The following is an 18,829-nucleotide window of genomic DNA, read 5'->3' as shown; positions in this document are numbered from 1 at the left end:
TAAACTAACCTATCATTAACCAATAATCAAATAATTTATGAAAACAAATTTAAACTCCTTTCTGCTATGTTGTATAGCAGTGGTGCTTTTTGCACTTTCATCTTGCCGAAAAGATAATAACTTTTCACCATCGGCCCCAACTCCATCTCCCGATGCAAGCCCCAGATCTTTAGGTACATCAGCTATCCCCACCGGCTTTAAGGTAGTTGGTTACATGCCAAGCTGGGCAGGCGCTGTTAACCAGGTTCAGTACTCCAAGCTTACCCACATTAATTACGCGTTTGTAATACCAACCTCATCAGGCGGCCTGGGTGCTATTGATAATATTCCGAAGCTGCAAAGCCTGGTATCAACCGCTCATGCAAATGGTGTAAAGGTGTCTATCTCCATAGGCGGATGGAATGATGGCAACGATAGTGGATTTGAATCGCTGGCTGCTAATTCAGGATCGCGTACTAATTTTGTCAATAACATTGTCAATATGGTTAACCAGTATAACCTTGATGGTGCCGATATTGATTGGGAATATCCGGATGATGGTGCCTCATCAAATAATTATTCAACCCTGATGCAGCAGTTAAGTACAGCCTTGCATAACCAGGGTAAGCTGTTAACCGCGGCAGTTATTTCTGGCGATGGCTCCAGCATTCAGAGCAATGTGTTTGGTTATGTGGATTTTTTAAACCTGATGGCCTATGATGGCGAGGGTTCAAATCATTCACCGTATTCATTGGCTTCATCTTCGTTAAGCTACTGGCTTGGCAGGGGTTTACCTAAGGCAAAAGCCATATTGGGTGTGCCATTTTATGGCCGGGAGCCATACACTTCCTATGCCGATATCCTTGCAGGTGGCGGTAGCCCTAATTCAGATACCTGGAACGGGATAGGTTACAATGGCATCCCTACCATTCAAAGCAAAACAACACTGGCCCTTAACCAGGGAGGTGGTATTATGATGTGGGAACTGTCACAGGATGCCACAGGCGCTAACTCCCTGCTATCGGCCATTTTTACTACGCTTTCTGGCAGCACAGGTGGGGGCACTACTGCGCCAATTGGGCAAACCATAACACTTAAAGGGTTTAATAACCAATATGCAAGCGGCGAGAACGGCACACAAGCCATGAGGTGCAACCGTCCAACAGCATCGGCGTGGGAAACATTTACCGTGGTTGATGCCGGTGGTGGCAAAATATCGCTGCGCAGTATGGGCAAATATGTATCCTCAGAAAACGGAACCATGGCCATTACCTGCAATCGTACCACAGCCAGTGATTGGGAAAAATTTGATTGGGTACCCACCACAGATGGAAAGGTTACTTTAAGGGGTAATAACGGCAAATTTATTTCAAGTGAGAACGGCACGCAAGCCATGACCTGTACCCGTACCACCGCATCGGGATGGGAGGCATTTGGAGTAAATCAATAATAAGTACAACTTTAATCAACAGCCGTTGCATATTGTTGCACCGGCTGCTTTTGTTTAATAATATCCTGACTATTGAAAATTCGGGATAATATCCAAAATAATTTCAATTAAGAGTAAGGGTAAACCAGGATCAACGTGTTTTAAGGGGAAAATAATAAAAAAATAACCCCACAACACATTATGAAAACAAGAATCCTGTTATTAATTGCCGTAGCTTTTATCTCGTTTAAATTATCTGCACAAACGCAGCCAGGTACACCAGTACAACAAAGCCCGCCCGCCCCAGTCAACCTGCAATTGGGTTCGTTCGAGGCTGATTACACCTATTCGCCATTTAAGGTTAATGGCAAGGATATGAACATACAACAGGTTAATGGTACACTTACATTACCTGTATATAGTAAAATGCAAAATGGCAAGCTTGACTTTTTTTTGGCCGGGGTTGGGTACAGTGGCCTGTTTCTTTCGGGTATGGGATCTGAGTTTGGAGGGTCAAAATTTCACTCATTTTCCGTACCGCTTACTTTTCAGAAATCATTTTCGCCTAAGTATGCCTTGATCGTTTCCGTTATACCATCACTTTCCTCCGATTTGAAGGATATCTCTGGAGAGGATATGCTTTATTCTGGCGCTGCTATGTTAAGGATCAAAAAGTCAGATAAGTTTTCTTATTCGATAGGGGCAGCATTCTCCAAACAATTTTTTGGAACGCTACTGGTGCCAATAATTGGTATTGACTGGAAAATTAGCGATAAACTGAGCTTTTCAGGAACATTACCGGTTTCTGAAAAATTAAAATACCAGCTATCAAATAAAAGCGCTATGGGTATAAACATTGATTTTGGCATTGGGGGAGGGTCATACCGCTTGTCAAAGAAAATGAACTCGGATTATTTCCAGGCCCAGCAATTTAAAACCAGTTTGTTTTATGAATATATGTTGGCAAAAAACTTTTCGATCAACGTTAGTGCGGGATATAACTTTACACAGCAGTTAGACTTGTACTCCAAAGATCAAAAGGTAAACTGGGCACCCTTCAATAGCTTGAATAAGCGCGTGCCTTTGGCCGAATTAAAGAAAGCGGGTGTTGCAGTTCAAACCGGAATTAACTATCGGTTTTAACAATGCATTTGAATCAGTGGTCGGTAAATAATGATCAAACAAACTTATTTAACAACAACAATGATCAGTAAAATGATAGAGGTTTTTAAAACGGATGTTCAGGATGTAGACCAGTCAGTGCTGATCATCCGAAAATTGACAGAACATTTGCCTGGCAGTCGCATAAACTTCGACCTGGAAGATTGTGATAATGTTTTAAGGGTCGAAGGAGAAAATTTCTCAACAGAAAGTATTATCCGGTTGCTGAATAATTGCGGCCATCAATGTGAGGTGCTTTTTTAGGGAATAAACTGTTATGCGTAAATTTCTGAAAGTATTATCGAGCCTGATATTTAACTTTATAAGAAAAGCCAAAGCCGGTTCTTGCATAAGAACCGGCTTTATTGATGCTTGAGGTCAGGATAATTTAAGAAAGCTTTATTTTATCCCATAGCTTACTTTCAACCACCTGAGCTATTACCTGTTCCCTGTAATTCCTGCTGATAGGGATGCGGTGGGTTTGCATAAAGATTTCATTTCCCTCAATGCCTTCAATTTTACTGATAGATACCATATAGGATTTATGCACCCGGATAAAAGACCGGCTGTCTAAATTTTGCTCTAAACTTTTTAGGTTTAACAGGGTGATATATTTGCCTTTCCCTGTAAAAATGGTCACATAATTTTGCATGCCCTGCACGTACAGGATATCATCAAAATATATTTTCTCGTATTTGTTACCGCATTTAATAAAGAAGTAATCAGCATCCGGTACATCCTTTTGCTGCCCCGGTGAAGCTGAATTGGTAAGGAGCCGGTGATAATCCTTAGCTTTATGGGCCGATTTAAAAAAGCGGTCGAATGTGATGGGTTTTAACAGGTAATCCAATACGTTTAGCTGGAAACTTTCCAATGCATAACTGGGATAAGCCGAGGTAATTACTACCATAGGCGGATTTTGCACGATCTTTAAAAAATCTATCCCATTCATTTTGGGCATCTGTATATCCAGGAATATCAAATCAATCTGGTGCTGGTCCAACAGTTTGATCAGTTCAAGCGGGTTTTCACAGGTCGCGGTCAGATGTAAAAAATCAACCTCTCGTACATAATTGGCCAGGCCCTCCCGCGCTAATGGCTCATCATCAATAATTACACAGTTGATCATCATATATCTGTTAGTGTTCAGGCCATTTGCAGTGTCGACGACAGTTCAAACTCGGCTAATGTAAGCTGCAGTCTTACCTCAAACCTATTCGTGTTATTTTGTATATCCAGCTCATATTGCTCCGGATATATCAGGTCAAGTCTTCTCCTGACATTTTTTAGGCCGATGCCACCGTAATTTAATACTTCGTTAGCTGCCTCTGTTGATGTGCTGTTGGCAATAAACAGATTCAGCTGTTGCTGATCCAATGCTAATTTAATGCTGATCCAGTTGGGGCCGTGGGTATGCTTGGAGACATGTTTAAACGCGTTTTCAACAAAGGTCATCAATATAAAAGGGGCAATACCTAAATGATCTGCAAATGGCTCTTCAACTTCAAAGGATACATCTATGTTGTTGTTTTGCCGGAGTTTTTCAAGTTCAATAAAGTTTTCGAGATAGGTAAGCTCTTTACCAAGCGGGATCTGCTGGTCATTACATTCATATAGCTGATACCGCAATAACTCAGAAAATTTGGCAAGGGAAGCCGATGCCATATCAGGGTTTTTATGGATCAGGAAAAATATGGAATTGATACTGTTAAACAAAAAATGCGGGTTAAACTGGTATTTCAAAAATTTAAGTTCTGTTTCCAGTTTTTCTTTCTCTAAAAGTTGTTGTCTTCTTTCGGTTTGTATCCAATTCTTGGTTAACTTAATGCTCATGGCAAGCGTCATACTGGCCACGGTAGAAGGGAGCGATGTGCCAAAAAAATGAAAAAAACTGCCTGCCTCGGCTCCAAACATCGTCTGAATAGTACAGTGCGCTAAAAAAGCACTCAGGTAATACCCGGTATTAATTAATGAGGCCGCGCAAACTATAGTTAGGGTCAGGTAAATGATATATTCGATCAGCCTGTTTTTTTCGAGGTATCGCGGGATCAGAAAATATAAATTAAAATATACCGCCAGCGCCTGGAAAACTACGTAAGCAAGGATCTTTACCGTATAAGCCGAAAAAAACATGGAGTGTGCAGCTTTTAAAGGATCGCCAACAGCCAGCAGCCACCACAAATAATGGTAAACACACCAAAATGGAATATGGTATAGCTTGTATTTAAACAACCAGTTGTTATTGGAACTATTAACTGATAAAGCGCTCATTTCCTTTTGGTAACATTTTATCTAAGATACATGAATTGTATTTATTTATACAGTGCTTTTACATGAACCACCTTAAATAATTGACCAATTACCTGTACCAATGTATGAGTGGTGATTTTAGCGCTCCAGCTATTGGTATATTGCTTTTTGGTTGATTTTCTGCGTTTTATCAATTATATGCTGCCGCTTGTCATTCCTATTTTTTTAAGTTTTTACGCAGCTATTTCTTTGGGTTAGCAAATAAAAAACGCCGAACCCACATGAAGACCCTTTGCTTTAGCTTGTTACTGTTTTGTTTATTACAGGATACCTTTGCACAGGTATCTGGAAAAATCACCATTAATAATGGCCAGCCACTTTCATTTGCAAATGTATCCTTGCTAAAACGCACCGATACATCGATAGTAAAAAGTACACTGACCAATGAAAATGGCATTTACCGGATTGCAAATACCCCACCCGGCAATTACGTGCTGAGGTTAAGCAGCGTTGGGTACCAAACCTGGATTTCCTCCGCGTTTGAGCTAACCGCTAATAAAACCGATAAAGATTTTGGAACAGTAGTAATGAATGAGGCTACCAGGCAGTTAGGGGAGGTGGTGATACGGGCCAATAAGCCATTGTACCAGCAAAGGCCTGATGGCATGGTGGTGAATGTTGGAAACAGTGTGCTCACTAAAGGGAGCTCGGCTTTACAGGTTTTAGAAAGATCACCAGGGGTGGTTATTGATCGCCGGAATAATGGTATTAATTTAAATGGTAAAAGCGGGGTAGTGGTAATGATGGATGGCAAGCTCATGCGTATGCCGACAGATCAGGTGGTCACCATGTTAAACGGTATGAGCGCCGATAATATTGATAAAATAGAATTATTGACAACCCCACCTGCCGGGTACGATGCAGAAGGCAGTGCAGGCTTGATTAATATTGTATCAAAGAAAAATAAAAAGCAGGGCACCAGCGGTTCATTTACCCTGAGCGGCGGCCAAGGCTGGGGCGAAAAGGGATCGGGTAGTATTAATTTGGCTAAAAATACACAAAACACTAATTTATATGGATCCTATTCGTTTTCGCACAACAGGACGTATAGTCACCTGTTTATCACAAGCGCACAATATATGCCCTTTTTAGGGGGAGACGCAACTGTTGTTTTTACCAGCGTTACAAAACGCGTACAAAATGATCACAATGCCATATTGGGAGCTGATTTTAAGCTAAGCCCCAAAATAACTATTGGAGGAAGTATCACTTATAACAACAGTAATTCACCGGCCACTACTTATAATCATGCTTTGTACACCGTTTTGCCCGATTCCTTATTGACATATGATGGCCGTATAAGTGGTTTGAATGCCTGGAATAATCTGATAGGCTCCGTTAACCTTGAAAAAGTGATAAGCGAAGGAGAGAAGATCAGTTTTGATGCAGATTACATCTATTATAAAAACGACAGCCCCACCGATGTACAGAGCTCCTTTGTTAATAAAAACGGCGAGCAGGTGTATGCCGATAATAGCGTTAATGCTCCGCTGCAAAAGGGTTTTGCAAATACTTCGATAAAAGTAGGTGTGGCCAAAATGGATTACACCAAACAATTAAACACCAAATTAAAATTGGAAACGGGTATTAAAGGCACTTATACCACAAGCTCAAGTTCATCGGGAATAGAAAGCCTGACGAATAGTGCTTGGGTTAAAAATACCGAAACAGCTAATGATATTTACATGAAGGAGGGTATAGGAGCTGCTTATGCTTCTGTTAATGCGCAAATAAGCCCGTCAACCAATCTGGTTATAGGGGCAAGGTATGAGTATTCTTATACCAATATGGATGATCCGCATACAGGGGAAAGTCTGGTACACCGTAAGCTTGGAGTGCTGTTCCCCAATGTTTCGTTTTCCAAAAAGCTTAATGACAGGTCTGAATTGCAATTATCTTACACCAAAAGGATCAGCAGGCCCACTTATAATGACCTTGCATCCTATGTAGCCTACAGTGACCCTACGGCAGTTTATACCGGCAATCCTTTTCTTAAACCTACCATTACCAATAACATAAAACTAGGTTATAATTACCGTGACTATTCATTTTCATTGCTTTTTAGCAGGGATGATCATCCTATAACAAGGTATCAGCTAAGCACGGGGCCGTCAAAAGATCTGCTATATATTTCTCCGCAAAACCTGACATTTCAAAACAATATAACCTTTCAGGCCAACGTGCCGGTAAAAGTCAACAACTGGTGGGATATGACCTATAGTTTTACCGGAGGGCTAAGTCAGCTTAAAGGTGCCGGTTATACTATCAACCCGTTTGAAAAAACTTACTTCATTTATTCCCTGAATTTCAATGAGTCGTTTAAATTACCCAAAAGGTTTTCCTTTGAATTATCGGGCTGGTACAATTCCTTATCCTATAATGGAACGGTAAAAGTTGATGGTTTTGGGTCATTAAATGCAGGGATAAAAAAAGAATTAAAAAACAATGGCGGCAGTTTTCAGCTCTCTGTTGCTGATATTTTAAGAACCGTACGCATACATGTTCATTACGGCACTGTAACACAGGAGGCTTTTGCTATAAAGAGCCATGTTGATGTTCAAACAGAATCTGCTAAGTTTCCGATCATAAAACTTACTTATTCCAGGTCATTTGGCAGCACCCGTGCTGGCCAGGGTAACCAGGACAACGGTAGTAAAGACGAAAGGGACAGACTAAGGAAAGATTAAAGTGTAAATTAAAAATATTAAAATGATTTTTTAGTACTGACATACTGCTGTCACCACCCTATATCATTTTTGTATAAACTTAATGGTATTTAATGAATGAACAGGATAGACAGGCTTTTGGAGATGCTTGCAGTTTTACAAACAAAAAAGGTTGTAACGGTTGACTATTTAAAAGAAAAATTTCATATCAGCACCCGTACGGTATACCAGGATATTCAATTGATTGCTGAACTAAGGATATCGGTACAGTACGAAAGCGATAAAGGTTGCATTATTTTGAAAGGGTACTACCATTCTCTGTCCGGAGATCAATCTTCAGACCCTGGTGCCCACGTTTCACAGAGCATCATACTCATACCGGCGGCTCTAAAAAACGACATAATGACCCTGATTTCAGCCAATGAAAGCGAGAAAGGCAAGTTAAAATAATGTCAGGTTATTTCAATATAACTGTAATGATCGGGGTATTCTTAATACAAACTTAACACTGGTGTTTTGTTATCTAAACATGCCCGAGCGAAATTTGCAATCCGTATGGAAACAGTAAATATGCCCTTATTACATACATTAGATGGATTTGAATGCATATTTAAAGACAATTACTCTCCTCTTTTTCGCTACGTAAATTCTATAGTGAATGATGAAGATATGGCGAAAGACATACTTTCTGATCTKTTTTTAAACCTGTGGCAGCAAAAGGATCAATTAAAAATTAATGAGCTAAAGCCGTATTTGTTTCGGGCTGCAAAAAACGGCGCGATAAAGGCCCTTTCAGCCCGCTATCAAACTTCACAACTGCCGGATGACGCATTCAATATCCCGGAAAATACCTATAATCCGTTCGAAAAATTTGTTGCCAAACAATCCATAAAAATTGTTGAAGATCTTATCAACAGGCTGCCATCTCATCGCAAAGAAATGATTGAGTTAAGATTGTTGGGTTTAAAAAATGCCGAAATAGCCCAGGTGCTTGACATATCAGAGAAAAAGGTAGAATATAATATGCGGGAAGCTATTGAACAGCTGAGCCATGCTGTACAAAACCGTAACCTGGATAAGGCAACCATAGCGGGCGGACTTATGCTGATCAATATAATCTTTACCATAATATAACTTTGTTTGGCGATTAAATAATAAGCCATGTCAAAACAACAAAAGCCGGGATCATATTCCGGCTTTTGTTGTTTTGATGGTACTTAACAAAAGTTTAACATATACATAATTATTTCTTTAGGTGGAAAGCGACCCTGTAATGCTCTTTAAGTAAAATTAAAAAGTGTGAACTGGGAAACAATATTAAATTATGTAAATGGCGAAAGCCGCCCTGAAGAAATACAGGAGGTTACCGATTGGGCCGATGAGCAAACGGAACACCGATATTTACTCACTTACCTGGAAAGGAAAAAAAGGCAACTTGAACAGCCCTTGAAGCCAGGCGATATTGACGAACAATGGTTGCATCTCCTCAACAGGATCTTCGGATCGTCAGAATCAAACAATAAAAAAGATTTTAAAACATCGCGCTGGCTTACCGGTATTGCTGCCAGCTTATTGCTGCTTTGTTCTTTAGGATGGCTTTATGTACATAATACAAGGTCACAGATTGAAAATACCACGCAAACATTACAAAGCGCTCAAAATTTGGGTGGCCGCCTTACGCTGCCCGATGGCACAAAGGTATTTATGGCGCCAAATTCAAAAATAAGCTATAACAACTCATTTGGTACCGCTAAGCGCGAAATACAATTAACAGGCGAGGCCTTTTTTGATGTTAAGCATGACTCGCACAAGCCTTTTATCATCCGTACCGATAATCATTTAGCGGTAACGGTACTGGGTACATCTTTTAATATTTACGCCCGCCCAAAAACAAATACCGAARTAAAGGTTGCCACGGGGCTGGTGGGTATAACTGAAAATAACCACACACATTTTGTAAAGGCCGGTCAGCAACTCATTTACCAATTAAGCACGCATAAAATAACCATTAAGGAAGTAAATGCTCAGGATGCATCGTCGTTGCAAAACCAAACCCTGTTTTTTAAAGAAGACAATGCCGATGAAATAGCCGAAAAACTGCAACGGTGGTACAATATTAAAATAGAAGTACAGCCATCAGCCAGGAAACGCGCACGCTTTAGCGGCGAAATGAAGGATACGGGCATTGATCATCTTTTACATGGCTTAAGCTACGCTACAGGTCTGCATTACCACTATAAAAACCCACATACTGTTATAATATTCTGATTAAACATGAAACAACTTAAACTTTTATTTATTAGCAAAAAATTATGCCCGCTTTTACTGCTGCTGCTATTTTCAGTAATGGTAAAAGCACAGGTAAAACCATCAGATCAGTACAGCTTTGATCAAAAGCGTATCAGCATACAAACAATAGTAAATACCCTTAAAGCCAAATATGGCTATAAGGTTTCTTTTGGTACTGATATAAATATGAACAGCCAGGTTACATTACCGGATGAAAACCTGCAGTTTGATAAGCTTGCCCAGGTATTACAACAGCAGGCAGGCATTGGCATTAAAAACATTGATGGCAACCTGGTTATTAAAAAGCTGGACATGATTACAGTTAGCGGCTCTGTTATATCGGCAGATGATAAATTACCACTTGTAGGGGTTACCGTAAGCGACCAGGCAAAGAAGCTGTTGCTTTTCACTAATGCCGATGGTAAGTTTTCTGTTTTGGTACCGGAGAGTAGTACCATAAACTTTTCTACAGTTGGCTACACCACCCAAAGCCAGGTTTTTAATAAAACTACGGCGGGTGTAACCATCACCTTAAGTCAGTCAAACGCTACTTTGAATGAGGTAGTAGTTACCGCGTTGGGCATTAAGCGTGATGAGAAAGCATTGGGCTATTCGACCAGTAACATAAAGGGGCAGCAACTTACAGACGCGATTTCAAGCAACTGGACCGATGCGCTTTCTGGCAAAGTTGCGGGGTTAAACCTGATCCGCTCAAACAGCGGACCGACCGGATCGAACAAGATTATTTTAAGAGGCCAAAATAACCTTACCGGCGATAATGAAGCACTAATTGTTATAGATGGTGTAGTGATCAACAATGGTAGCGGAAGGCGCACAGGAATTGCCGGCGAAAACGTGTATGGTACCGGCAGTGATAATATGCCTGCAGATTATGGCAGCAGTATCAATGATATTAATCCTGAAGATATTGAAACTGTTTTTATACTAAAAGGTCCCGGCGCCGCAGCTTTGTATGGCCAGCGGGGAGCCAATGGCGCTGTTATCATTACCACTAAATCAGGCAGCTCCAAAAGAAAAGGTCTTGGTATAACCGTAAACTCCAATGCATCTATAGAAAAAATTAACCGCTGGCCCGATTTGCAATATGAATACGGACAAGGCCTGGCCGGTGCATCTTATTATTCCTATGGCGCCGGTCCGGATGGTGCAAGTACCAGCGGTACAAGTTCGGCTTACGGCCCACGGTTTGACGGGCAAATGTTTTACCAGTTTGATCCCATAACCCAAAAACAATCAACTGTCAGGACGCCCTGGGTGCCTTATAAAAACCAGACACGTGAGTTTTTTGATACGGGCCAAACGTTTACCAACTCAGTAAGTATTGATGGCGGGTCAGATAAAACCACCGCCCGTTTTTCGGCAACCAATGTAAACAACAAATGGATAGTGCCCAATACCGGTTATGGCCGTAATACGATAGCCTTATCCGTAAACTCCAAGATCAATGATAAACTTACGATAAGCTCAAAAGTAAATTATCAGAACAAATTCAGCGATAATTTGCCCGGAGCTGGCTATGGTAACCAATCGCTCATGTACTGGTATATTTTCTGGCAACCCAGCGCCGATTTGAACTGGCTTAAAAACTATTGGAAAAACGGGCAAACAAACCGGGCTATCGAATATCCGTTCAGCTCATTTCCTGAAAATCCGTACGCAGTTTCGTACGAGTTTATAAACAGATCAAGCCGTAACGCGGTAACCGGAAATGTTCAGGCCACTTATAACATCACCAAGGAGTTAAGCCTGCAATTAAGAACCTCATTAGATATGGGGTACGAGCAGCGCACCCAGGAACGTCCTTATGATGCCGGAACCAAATTTCCTAAAGGTTCCTATCGCACACAAAATATTTTTTCGCAGGAAGTAAGCGGCGATTTCCTGTTAAGATATAACAAAGCGATAAATAAGGATATTACCATAACCGGTACAGCGGGAGGCAGTATGCTAAGAAATACTTACAGGGTAGACGAAGTAAGGGCCGATTCACTGATCAATCCGGGTGTATACACCATGGCCAATACTGCCGGTACATTGATAACCATACCCAATAGCAGCAAATACGCCATTAATAGCTTTTATGGCCTGTTATCAACCAGTTTTAAAAACTATCTGTATCTGGATATTACCGGCCGCGAAGATTGGAACAGTGTTTTGGCAACACCACGAAGAACTGATAAAGCAGGATTCTTCTATTCATCGGCGAGTGCCAGTTTTATTTTGTCTGATGCCTTTAAGTTGCCGGAAACCATCAGTTTTGCCAAAATTAGGGCATCAGTTTCCAGCGTTGGCAGCGGGGGGCTTAATCCATACGCAACTGCATACGCTTATCCGTCAGCAGGGAGTACTTATCCGGGTGGGCTAAAAAATCCTACAACGTTGCCTGATGAAAACCTGGAACCATTAAGAACCAATACCATTGAAATTGGATCGAACGTGCAGTTTTTTAAAAACCGCCTGGGTTTTGACCTGGCATTATATTCGGGTGTTACCAAAAATCAGATCCTTAACCGGGTTGTTGATGCCTCATCTGGTTACAGCAGGCAGGTGCTTAACATCGGTAAGGTTGCTAACAAGGGTATAGAGGTGGCCATAAATGGTAGCCCGGTATCAAACCCTAAAGGGTTTACATGGACAACTAATTTTACATTTTCGGCCAATAGTAATAAAATAAAAGAATTGGCAGACAGTGCAGTTGTGCTCCAGTCAGGTCCAACCGGCGGCGGGCAGCTTGTGGCAAAAGTAGGAGGTAGTATGGGCGATCTGTATGGCAGGGGTTATCAGCGTGCTCCTGATGGGCAAGTGGTTTTTGATCCGAAAACAGGTGTTGCATTAATTTCGCCCGATATTTTATACCTCGGTAATACATCACCTAAATGGAAAATGGGGTTAAGTAATGATTTCAGATATAAGCAATTCCATTTTAGCATACTATTTGATGCGCAATATGGTGCCGTGGCTTATTCACTTACTTCCTATAAAATGGCCGAACAGGGAAAAACAACCAATACGCTTCCCGGCAGGTACAATGGCATTATTGGAAATGGTGTGGTGCAAAATCCGGATGGAACATATCGTAAAAACGATGTTGTAGCCTCAGATATTGATCAGTATTACCAATCAAACTTTGGAGCTAATAACGCGGAAGGTGCCACGTACAGTACCAATTTTATCAAACTGAGGGAAGCCCGGTTTGATTATACCCTTCCACCAAGGTTAACCTCCAGATTAGGAATACAGCGGGCTACTATCGGCGTTTATGGCCGCGACCTGTTCATATGGACAAAATGGCCTGGTTTTGATCCGGAGTTTGGTACGCTTAGCGGCTCTGATATTACACAGGGTTTCGAGATAGGGCAGTTTCCTTCAACCAGAACCATGGGCGTTAACCTTGTTATTTCACTTTAATCTGCTATAAAATGAAAAGAAATATTTATAAAACTATTTTTGTTGTAATACTATTTGCTATAATACAACCATCGTGCAAAAAAGATTTTGAGGCGATAAATACCGATCCTAACACTTCACCCATAGCATCACCAAAACAGCTGTTGGCGCCGGCATTGGTTAGCGTGTTAACCACTAATATGCTGCGCTGCCGCACTTTTAATAATGAACTGATGCAGGTTACCGTAAATCAAAGTGATTCAGAAGGGCAGGTTTTCAGGTACGATATCAAAAACACCTGGGGCGATTATACCTGGAATAACTGGTATATGCAGTTAACAAATTTTAAGTCGATCCACACTATAGCCAGTGATTCGCTTACTTTAGACAAAGGATACCAGGGGATATCACTGATCTGTCAGGCCTGGATCTACTCCATGCTTACTGATACTTATGGTGATGTGCCGTACTCACAGTCAAACCAGGGAAGTGAAGGGAATTTAACACCGGCATTTGACAAACAGAAAGATATATATCAGGGAATATTTAAACAATTGGAAGAAGCGAATACGGTGCTGACCGGAGCGGTCAACGTTGTTGGTTCAAGCGATCCGGTTTTTAATGGAAATGTTTCCCTGTGGCGCAAATTTGGCAACTCGTTATACTTAAGGTTATTAATGCGCGTATCGGGTAAGGCAGAGGTTTCTGCCGATTGCATTGCAAAAATTAAGGACATTGTTGATAATAATGCTGCCACATACCCTATTATGGCCAGTAATAATGAATCAGCTATTTTAAAATGGACAGGGTCGGGTTATCTTACCTCACCATTTATTGCCGGTGTAAGGGCGCAGGACTGGACCGCACCATCCATGTCATCCTTCTTTATTGATAATTTAACCAAATGGGCCGATCCTCGCTTGTACGGAAACAGCTGGTCAATAGCTACCTACAATGGTGGTTATGTTGGTGTACCAAGTGGTTATGCTCCTGGTAATGCCCCGGTTAAAAAGTCCTACTTTCTTTCTACCACCTCCACTAAAACTTTAATGAGTGAGCCTTTAATGGGCAATATCATGAATTATGCCGAGCTGCAGTTTATCCTGGCCGAAGCTGCTGCCAAAGGCTGGATATCAACGCCTGCCCAGACCTATTATGATAAAGGGGTTATCAATGCCATTACCCTTTGGTTGCCTACCTATGCTATTCCGGTTGCTGACTATGAGGCTGGTGCGGATATTACCTGGGATGATACAAAATCTCTTGACGAAAAAATGGAGATGATACATGTACAAAAATATTATACCATTTTTTGGACAGACTTTGAGCAATGGTTTGAATATCGCCGGTCCGGCCACCCTATATTACCTAAAGGAGCGGGGCTGTTAAATGGTGGCGTAATGCCTGCCAGGATAACTTACCCTGTTTATGTACAATCTGCTAATCCTACAAGTTATAAAGCGGCAGTGGCATCGCAGGGAGCCGATGTAATAAGTACTCAGGTTTGGTGGCAAAAACCATAATTGTTTTAACAGTATAATTTATCATGATATAAATTGAAAAATGAAAAAGATATTATTTTATATGTTCCTTTTATTTTCCTCAGCCGGTGTTTTGTCTGGTTGTAAAAAGGGGAATAACTATCCGGGCGGAGTTATAGCTCCAACCATAGCCATTACAGATATAAGAACCATATACAAAGGAGCGGATGTAACGCTTGATACCAAAAACATGTTTGGTGGGCACCAAATAGTTGGTATTGTTGTTTCTGACCACTCAGGGGGTAATATGCCTGCTGGTTTATTGGTAATACAGAATAACCGCCGCACAAAGCTAAGGGGGATATCCATACCCATTGGTGCAGCAGCAGCTACCTATGCTCCCGGAGACTCTGTAATGATAAATGTAGAAGGCGGGGTTTTAAAACGCATTGACGGTACTTTGCAAATAACCGGAATCTCAACCAGTGCTATTACAAAAGTTTCTTCGGGTAATGCGGTGATCGGTCAAAGAGTAGCCAGTAGCGCTATCCTGGCAAATCCGGATGCCTATGAAAGTACTTTAGTTGCTGTAGTTAAAGGAGGCTTTGACCCGCTGCCTGCCCCAACTGATAAATTTGGAGGCGACAAGATGGTAAATGATGGTTTCGGGAACATCACACTGCATACGGAAGCAACAGCTGAATTTGCAGGTACCGGATTACCTGTAAGWGCTAATTTTACAGGTATCATATTCGGAACTACCGGTCAGGATGGCGTTGTTATTCCGCAGTTACGGATGCGTAAAAGTGATGATGTACGGATACTTAGTTCGGTCATCGAGATTACGCCGATTGTTATCAGTGGTTTTATTACCGACCCTTTAGGTACCGATGCTAATTATGAATATATACAATTGGTGGCTACAAGGGATATCGATTTTTCGGTAGAAAACTTTACATTTGTTACCACAAATAATGCCGGGGCATCAACACCCGCAGGATTTCCTACAAAAGGGTGGGCAACCGGTGATTTGAGGACCTATAAGCTTGAAATTACATCAGGCAGGGTAACTAAAGGTTCATACTTTTACGTTGGTGGCACAGGTAAGAAAATAGCAGGTTCAGCTTCTACTGATATCAGTTCTTCTAACTGGGTAACAGCCTTTAATTATTCAACTTCTGATAGCCCTAATTTTAATACTACCAGTGTTCCGGCAACGCATGGTACCAAAACAGGTAATTTGTTGGCAAATAGTGGCAACGCCGCAGGAATTGCTGTATTTGCCGGAACTAACATAACTGAAACCAGCAAACCTGTTGATGTAATATTTTATTCGGGCGGTGGTAGTTTATATGATCCTAATACTAATGTGGGTTACCGTATCACTAACACCGATTTTTATGATCTGAAGGATTTGATCACCCTGGCTGATCAACCTTTCTACAAACAAGGCAGTAATACGCTTTTCTTCCCTTACCCAACGGCTGTTTCTGGCACTTATGCTCAGCTTGGCGGAGAATATAATGCTACATTAGGCAAATGGACGACTGCAAGGACATTAGTTAACTTATTGCTAACAAATTCTTCTGTTATTACTGATATAGAAGGAGCCGGGGCAACAAAACTTAAATAATAATAACCGGCGGATTGAAAAAAGAAAAGAGGCTGTATCATAAATCATGATCAGCCTCTTTTTTTGATTTATTCAGCTACTTAAGCGATGTATAGTCTTGGGTTGGATTGACGCCGTTAACAAATTGGGTTTACATGGTTTACACAATTCATGGTTAACATTGATATATTCACCTGACAATCAATTGGTTGTTATTTTTTTCCAAAAAAGTGTAAACCCAATTTTGTATAAATATCATCGGCTAAATTTCAATTCATAGGTAACACAACACCAGTGATGTCTGTTTTCAAATAGACAATTCTCAAAGATGGTCAATTTGATTTATGATACAGCCTCTTTTCTTTTTTTGGAAAGATCCAATGAATCTAACTTCCAGACGGTGTTATTACCACCACTTTAAAGGAAACTCAATTTTATCAACCGATCCAACGATCAAGTCTGGCTTGAAAGCATAATGGCCCAGCTGATCTTTACTGGAAATTCCTGATAATACCAGTATTGTTTTATAACCCATCTGCACACCACCCTGAATATCTGTTTCCATAGTATCTCCAACTACTGTTGTTTCCGCGGTTTCCAATCCAAGAAACTTGYGGGCAGAACGCATCATTACGGGGCTTGGTTTACCTGTCACAAATGCTTTTCGGCCAGTGGCTTCTTCTATCATTGCTGTTGTGGCGGCAATCCCTAAATTATTCCAGCCTGGCTTTTTAGGAGATGGGTCCCTGTTAGTGGTAATAAATTTGGCACCGGCCAGGATCATATCAACGGCCCGCTGAACCATTTCCAGCGTAAAATTTCTGCCTTCTCCTAAAACCACAAATTCGGGATCTGTATCAACCAATGTAATGCCATTTTCATGCAGACTGGTTAATAAACCGCCTTCACCAAGTACATAGGCGGTACCGTTGGGGCTTTGATCTCCCAGGAACTTACCTGTTGCCATGGCACTTGTATATACATGTTTGGGTTCAACAGTTATCCCTAATCTTTTTAGCTTACGAACTACCTCAAGACTTGTTCTTTGACTATTATTTGTCATAAAGGCAAAGGGTATTCCTTTGTCCAATAAATGTTTGATGAATTTGTCTGCTCCGTATATTAATTCTTCGCCGCTATATATAACGCCGTCCATATCAATTAGTAGTCCTTGTTTCATTTTTTAGAATTTTATTAGCTATTAAGGTTTTTGTTAAAACAAAGTAAGGTATATTCCATTAATAAAATTTCAATTATATTACCATATTATGTTATGTCAAAAATATTCAATCAACGGTACATGAAAATAGTAAAGTCTTCATCGCTGTAATCGTTTTTTAAAAGCACCTGTTTGCTTAAGGAAAGGCAATAATCCATAATCTCTTTTGGGTTGTAAGCAACTATTAGTCCGTTGGGTATAGCATGGCTTAACAGGTTAAAGGCAAAGCCCAGTTTGCAGTGTGCATACAGTTTGAAAATTGCCTTGAATATAAACTCCGGGTCAAGGCTGTAGTAGTTAAGCGAACCACTGGCCACTACATAATCTGTAACAGGTATAAGGCCATTAACAAAATTCCCGCAAATAAAGGAGGTCCCCGGCCATTCCCCATAACGGCGAACCGCTTCATCCAGCAGTTCAGGGATCTGTTCTATGCCACAATAAAAAACTTCGGGATAGAGCCGGTGAAGATACGCGCGGAGGTCTCCGTGGCCGCAGCCTGCATCCAATACCGTATGACCATTCAGGTCAGCAATCTCTGCAAGCGCTTTAAAGCGGATTATCTGGCTTTGCAAATCTCTCCAACCCAAAGCAGCGGTTCCCTGGTTGCCATGCAACATGATCATGTACCGATGATATTGAAATACAGCCGTCGAATCGGTTAAAATGCTCATTAATTTGCTCTTTGGTTAAACTAAAAATCGTTAAAGGATAATTTAAGTGGTAATTACGTGGTTTTTTTGCGTAAAACTACTTGATTTTTAAATAATGCTTTGATTTTGAGCGATATATCGAAATAGTTGTTTAGATTTATTAAAACATTCATTATGAAAATAGCGCGGTTCTATATCTGCCTTGTATTGCCCCTATGCCTGTTTTTGGGTTGCAGTCCACTCATGTCAACATTTGATCAAACTGCATACATGCAGGTTACTTCCTTAAAGGTAGATGCACTTGATTTGATGGATAAAGCTACCGAAAATTACGCGACCCATGAAACGGAAGTAAAAACTATTCAGCTGAAAATAGATAAGGCTATTGAATATGATACGCACCGTCCTCATAATCAAATTACCAACCAGCTGTGGACTATTCTTAATAACCCGGATGGGCATTTGTTCGGCGGATTCCTGGTAAAGTGGAAAAAGGATGGTACATGTGGTGCTACTTTTATCCAGGAGGAGAAGAAACTGATAGGAAAGGCTTTTGATCAGATAGCCGAACTTGAAAGCAAAAAGATAAAACCATCTGAAGTAACAACAAATCAATAAGTTT

At 40.9% G+C, this 18,829-nt stretch carries 15 protein-coding genes; 11 read left to right on the top strand and 4 right to left on the bottom strand.

Translation table 11 applies throughout. From position 1 onward, the window contains the following. Positions 1-37: 37 nt before the first annotated feature. The 3 genes from AC1DRQ_RS14275 (at position 38) to AC1DRQ_RS14265 (ending at position 2,833) form a co-directional block, all read left to right on the top strand. Positions 38-1,429 carry a glycosyl hydrolase family 18 protein gene (locus tag AC1DRQ_RS14275; RefSeq protein ID WP_477425391.1) on the top strand — a complete coding sequence of 464 codons (1,392 nt, stop codon included), beginning with the start codon at positions 38-40 and terminating at the stop codon, positions 1,427-1,429. A gap of 180 nt (positions 1,430-1,609) precedes the next feature. Beyond that, the gene (locus AC1DRQ_RS14270; protein WP_477425390.1) at positions 1,610-2,551 is read left to right on the top strand and encodes a DUF6268 family outer membrane beta-barrel protein; all 942 of its coding nucleotides are present in this window, start codon (positions 1,610-1,612) and stop codon (positions 2,549-2,551) included. 60 nt (positions 2,552-2,611) lie between these two features. Next, on the top strand, positions 2,612-2,833 hold the full coding sequence (locus tag AC1DRQ_RS14265) for a hypothetical protein (RefSeq protein WP_477425389.1): 222 nt from the start codon (positions 2,612-2,614) through the stop codon (positions 2,831-2,833). A 124-nt stretch (positions 2,834-2,957) separates the two neighbouring features. Here the strand turns inward: AC1DRQ_RS14265 and AC1DRQ_RS14260 are convergent, their stop codons facing one another. Beyond that, positions 2,958-3,701 carry a LytR/AlgR family response regulator transcription factor gene (locus AC1DRQ_RS14260; protein ID WP_477425388.1) on the bottom strand — a complete coding sequence of 248 codons (744 nt, stop codon included), beginning with the start codon at positions 3,699-3,701 and terminating at the stop codon, positions 2,958-2,960. Positions 3,702-3,715: 14 nt separating this feature from the next. Then, positions 3,716-4,840: a sensor histidine kinase gene (locus tag AC1DRQ_RS14255; RefSeq protein WP_477425387.1), complete on the bottom strand. Its 1,125-nt coding sequence runs from the start codon at positions 4,838-4,840 to the stop codon at positions 3,716-3,718. A gap of 260 nt (positions 4,841-5,100) precedes the next feature. Here AC1DRQ_RS14255 and AC1DRQ_RS14250 point away from each other — a divergent pair, with 260 nt between their 5' ends. The 7 genes from AC1DRQ_RS14250 (at position 5,101) to AC1DRQ_RS14220 (ending at position 16,356) form a co-directional block, all read left to right on the top strand. Next, on the top strand, positions 5,101-7,566 hold the full coding sequence (locus AC1DRQ_RS14250) for an outer membrane beta-barrel protein (RefSeq protein ID WP_477425386.1): 2,466 nt from the start codon (positions 5,101-5,103) through the stop codon (positions 7,564-7,566). Positions 7,567-7,662: 96 nt separating this feature from the next. Next, positions 7,663-7,995: a helix-turn-helix transcriptional regulator gene (locus AC1DRQ_RS14245; protein ID WP_429401236.1), complete on the top strand. Its 333-nt coding sequence runs from the start codon at positions 7,663-7,665 to the stop codon at positions 7,993-7,995. Positions 7,996-8,100: 105 nt separating this feature from the next. Continuing rightward, complete coding sequence (locus tag AC1DRQ_RS14240) at positions 8,101-8,679, top strand: RNA polymerase sigma factor (protein ID WP_477425385.1); 579 nt, start codon at positions 8,101-8,103, stop codon at positions 8,677-8,679. A gap of 165 nt (positions 8,680-8,844) precedes the next feature. Further along, complete coding sequence (locus AC1DRQ_RS14235; protein ID WP_477425384.1) at positions 8,845-9,813, top strand: FecR family protein; 969 nt, start codon at positions 8,845-8,847, stop codon at positions 9,811-9,813. Between the two features lie 6 nt (positions 9,814-9,819). After that, positions 9,820-13,263, top strand: coding sequence for a SusC/RagA family TonB-linked outer membrane protein (locus AC1DRQ_RS14230; protein ID WP_477425383.1), 3,444 nt, complete (start codon positions 9,820-9,822; stop codon positions 13,261-13,263). Positions 13,264-13,274: 11 nt separating this feature from the next. Then, positions 13,275-14,765, top strand: coding sequence for a SusD/RagB family nutrient-binding outer membrane lipoprotein (locus tag AC1DRQ_RS14225; RefSeq protein ID WP_477425382.1), 1,491 nt, complete (start codon positions 13,275-13,277; stop codon positions 14,763-14,765). Between the two features lie 40 nt (positions 14,766-14,805). Then, positions 14,806-16,356, top strand: coding sequence for a DUF5689 domain-containing protein (locus AC1DRQ_RS14220; RefSeq protein WP_477425381.1), 1,551 nt, complete (start codon positions 14,806-14,808; stop codon positions 16,354-16,356). A 385-nt stretch (positions 16,357-16,741) separates the two neighbouring features. Here AC1DRQ_RS14220 and AC1DRQ_RS14215 read toward each other — a convergent pair whose 3' ends face one another. Both AC1DRQ_RS14215 and AC1DRQ_RS14210 read right to left on the bottom strand, forming a co-directional pair. Beyond that, a complete protein-coding gene (locus AC1DRQ_RS14215) occupies positions 16,742-17,515 on the bottom strand; it encodes an HAD-IIA family hydrolase (protein ID WP_477425380.1) in 774 nt (257 codons plus the stop codon). Between the two features lie 110 nt (positions 17,516-17,625). Beyond that, complete coding sequence (locus AC1DRQ_RS14210) at positions 17,626-18,228, bottom strand: methyltransferase domain-containing protein (protein ID WP_477425379.1); 603 nt, start codon at positions 18,226-18,228, stop codon at positions 17,626-17,628. A gap of 153 nt (positions 18,229-18,381) precedes the next feature. On the opposite strand from AC1DRQ_RS14210, the gene AC1DRQ_RS14205 reads away from it, so the two are divergent. Then, positions 18,382-18,825 carry a hypothetical protein gene (locus AC1DRQ_RS14205; protein ID WP_477425378.1) on the top strand — a complete coding sequence of 148 codons (444 nt, stop codon included), beginning with the start codon at positions 18,382-18,384 and terminating at the stop codon, positions 18,823-18,825. The last annotated feature ends 4 nt before the right edge of the window (positions 18,826-18,829 follow it).

This window comes from Mucilaginibacter sp. P4_E8 (assembly GCF_056401495.1).
Note: the sequence above shows the minus strand (reverse complement) of the source record. Positions and strands in the feature narration are given on the sequence as shown.

Bases quoted from the DNA above. Each gene is read 5' to 3' on its own strand.
- AC1DRQ_RS14275 (WP_477425391.1), top strand. From the start codon at position 38: ATGAAAACAAATTTAAACTCCTTTCTGCTATGTTGTATAGCAGTGGTG.
- AC1DRQ_RS14270 (WP_477425390.1), top strand. From the start codon at position 1,610: ATGAAAACAAGAATCCTGTTATTAATTGCCGTAGCTTTTATCTCGTTT.
- AC1DRQ_RS14265 (WP_477425389.1), top strand. From the start codon at position 2,612: ATGATCAGTAAAATGATAGAGGTTTTTAAAACGGATGTTCAGGATGTA.
- AC1DRQ_RS14260 (WP_477425388.1), bottom strand. From the start codon at position 3,701: ATGATGATCAACTGTGTAATTATTGATGATGAGCCATTAGCGCGGGAG.
- AC1DRQ_RS14255 (WP_477425387.1), bottom strand. From the start codon at position 4,840: ATGAGCGCTTTATCAGTTAATAGTTCCAATAACAACTGGTTGTTTAAA.
- AC1DRQ_RS14250 (WP_477425386.1), top strand. From the start codon at position 5,101: ATGAAGACCCTTTGCTTTAGCTTGTTACTGTTTTGTTTATTACAGGAT.
- AC1DRQ_RS14245 (WP_429401236.1), top strand. From the start codon at position 7,663: ATGAACAGGATAGACAGGCTTTTGGAGATGCTTGCAGTTTTACAAACA.
- AC1DRQ_RS14230 (WP_477425383.1), top strand. From the start codon at position 9,820: ATGAAACAACTTAAACTTTTATTTATTAGCAAAAAATTATGCCCGCTT.
- AC1DRQ_RS14225 (WP_477425382.1), top strand. From the start codon at position 13,275: ATGAAAAGAAATATTTATAAAACTATTTTTGTTGTAATACTATTTGCT.
- AC1DRQ_RS14210 (WP_477425379.1), bottom strand. From the start codon at position 18,228: ATGAGCATTTTAACCGATTCGACGGCTGTATTTCAATATCATCGGTAC.
- AC1DRQ_RS14205 (WP_477425378.1), top strand. From the start codon at position 18,382: ATGAAAATAGCGCGGTTCTATATCTGCCTTGTATTGCCCCTATGCCTG.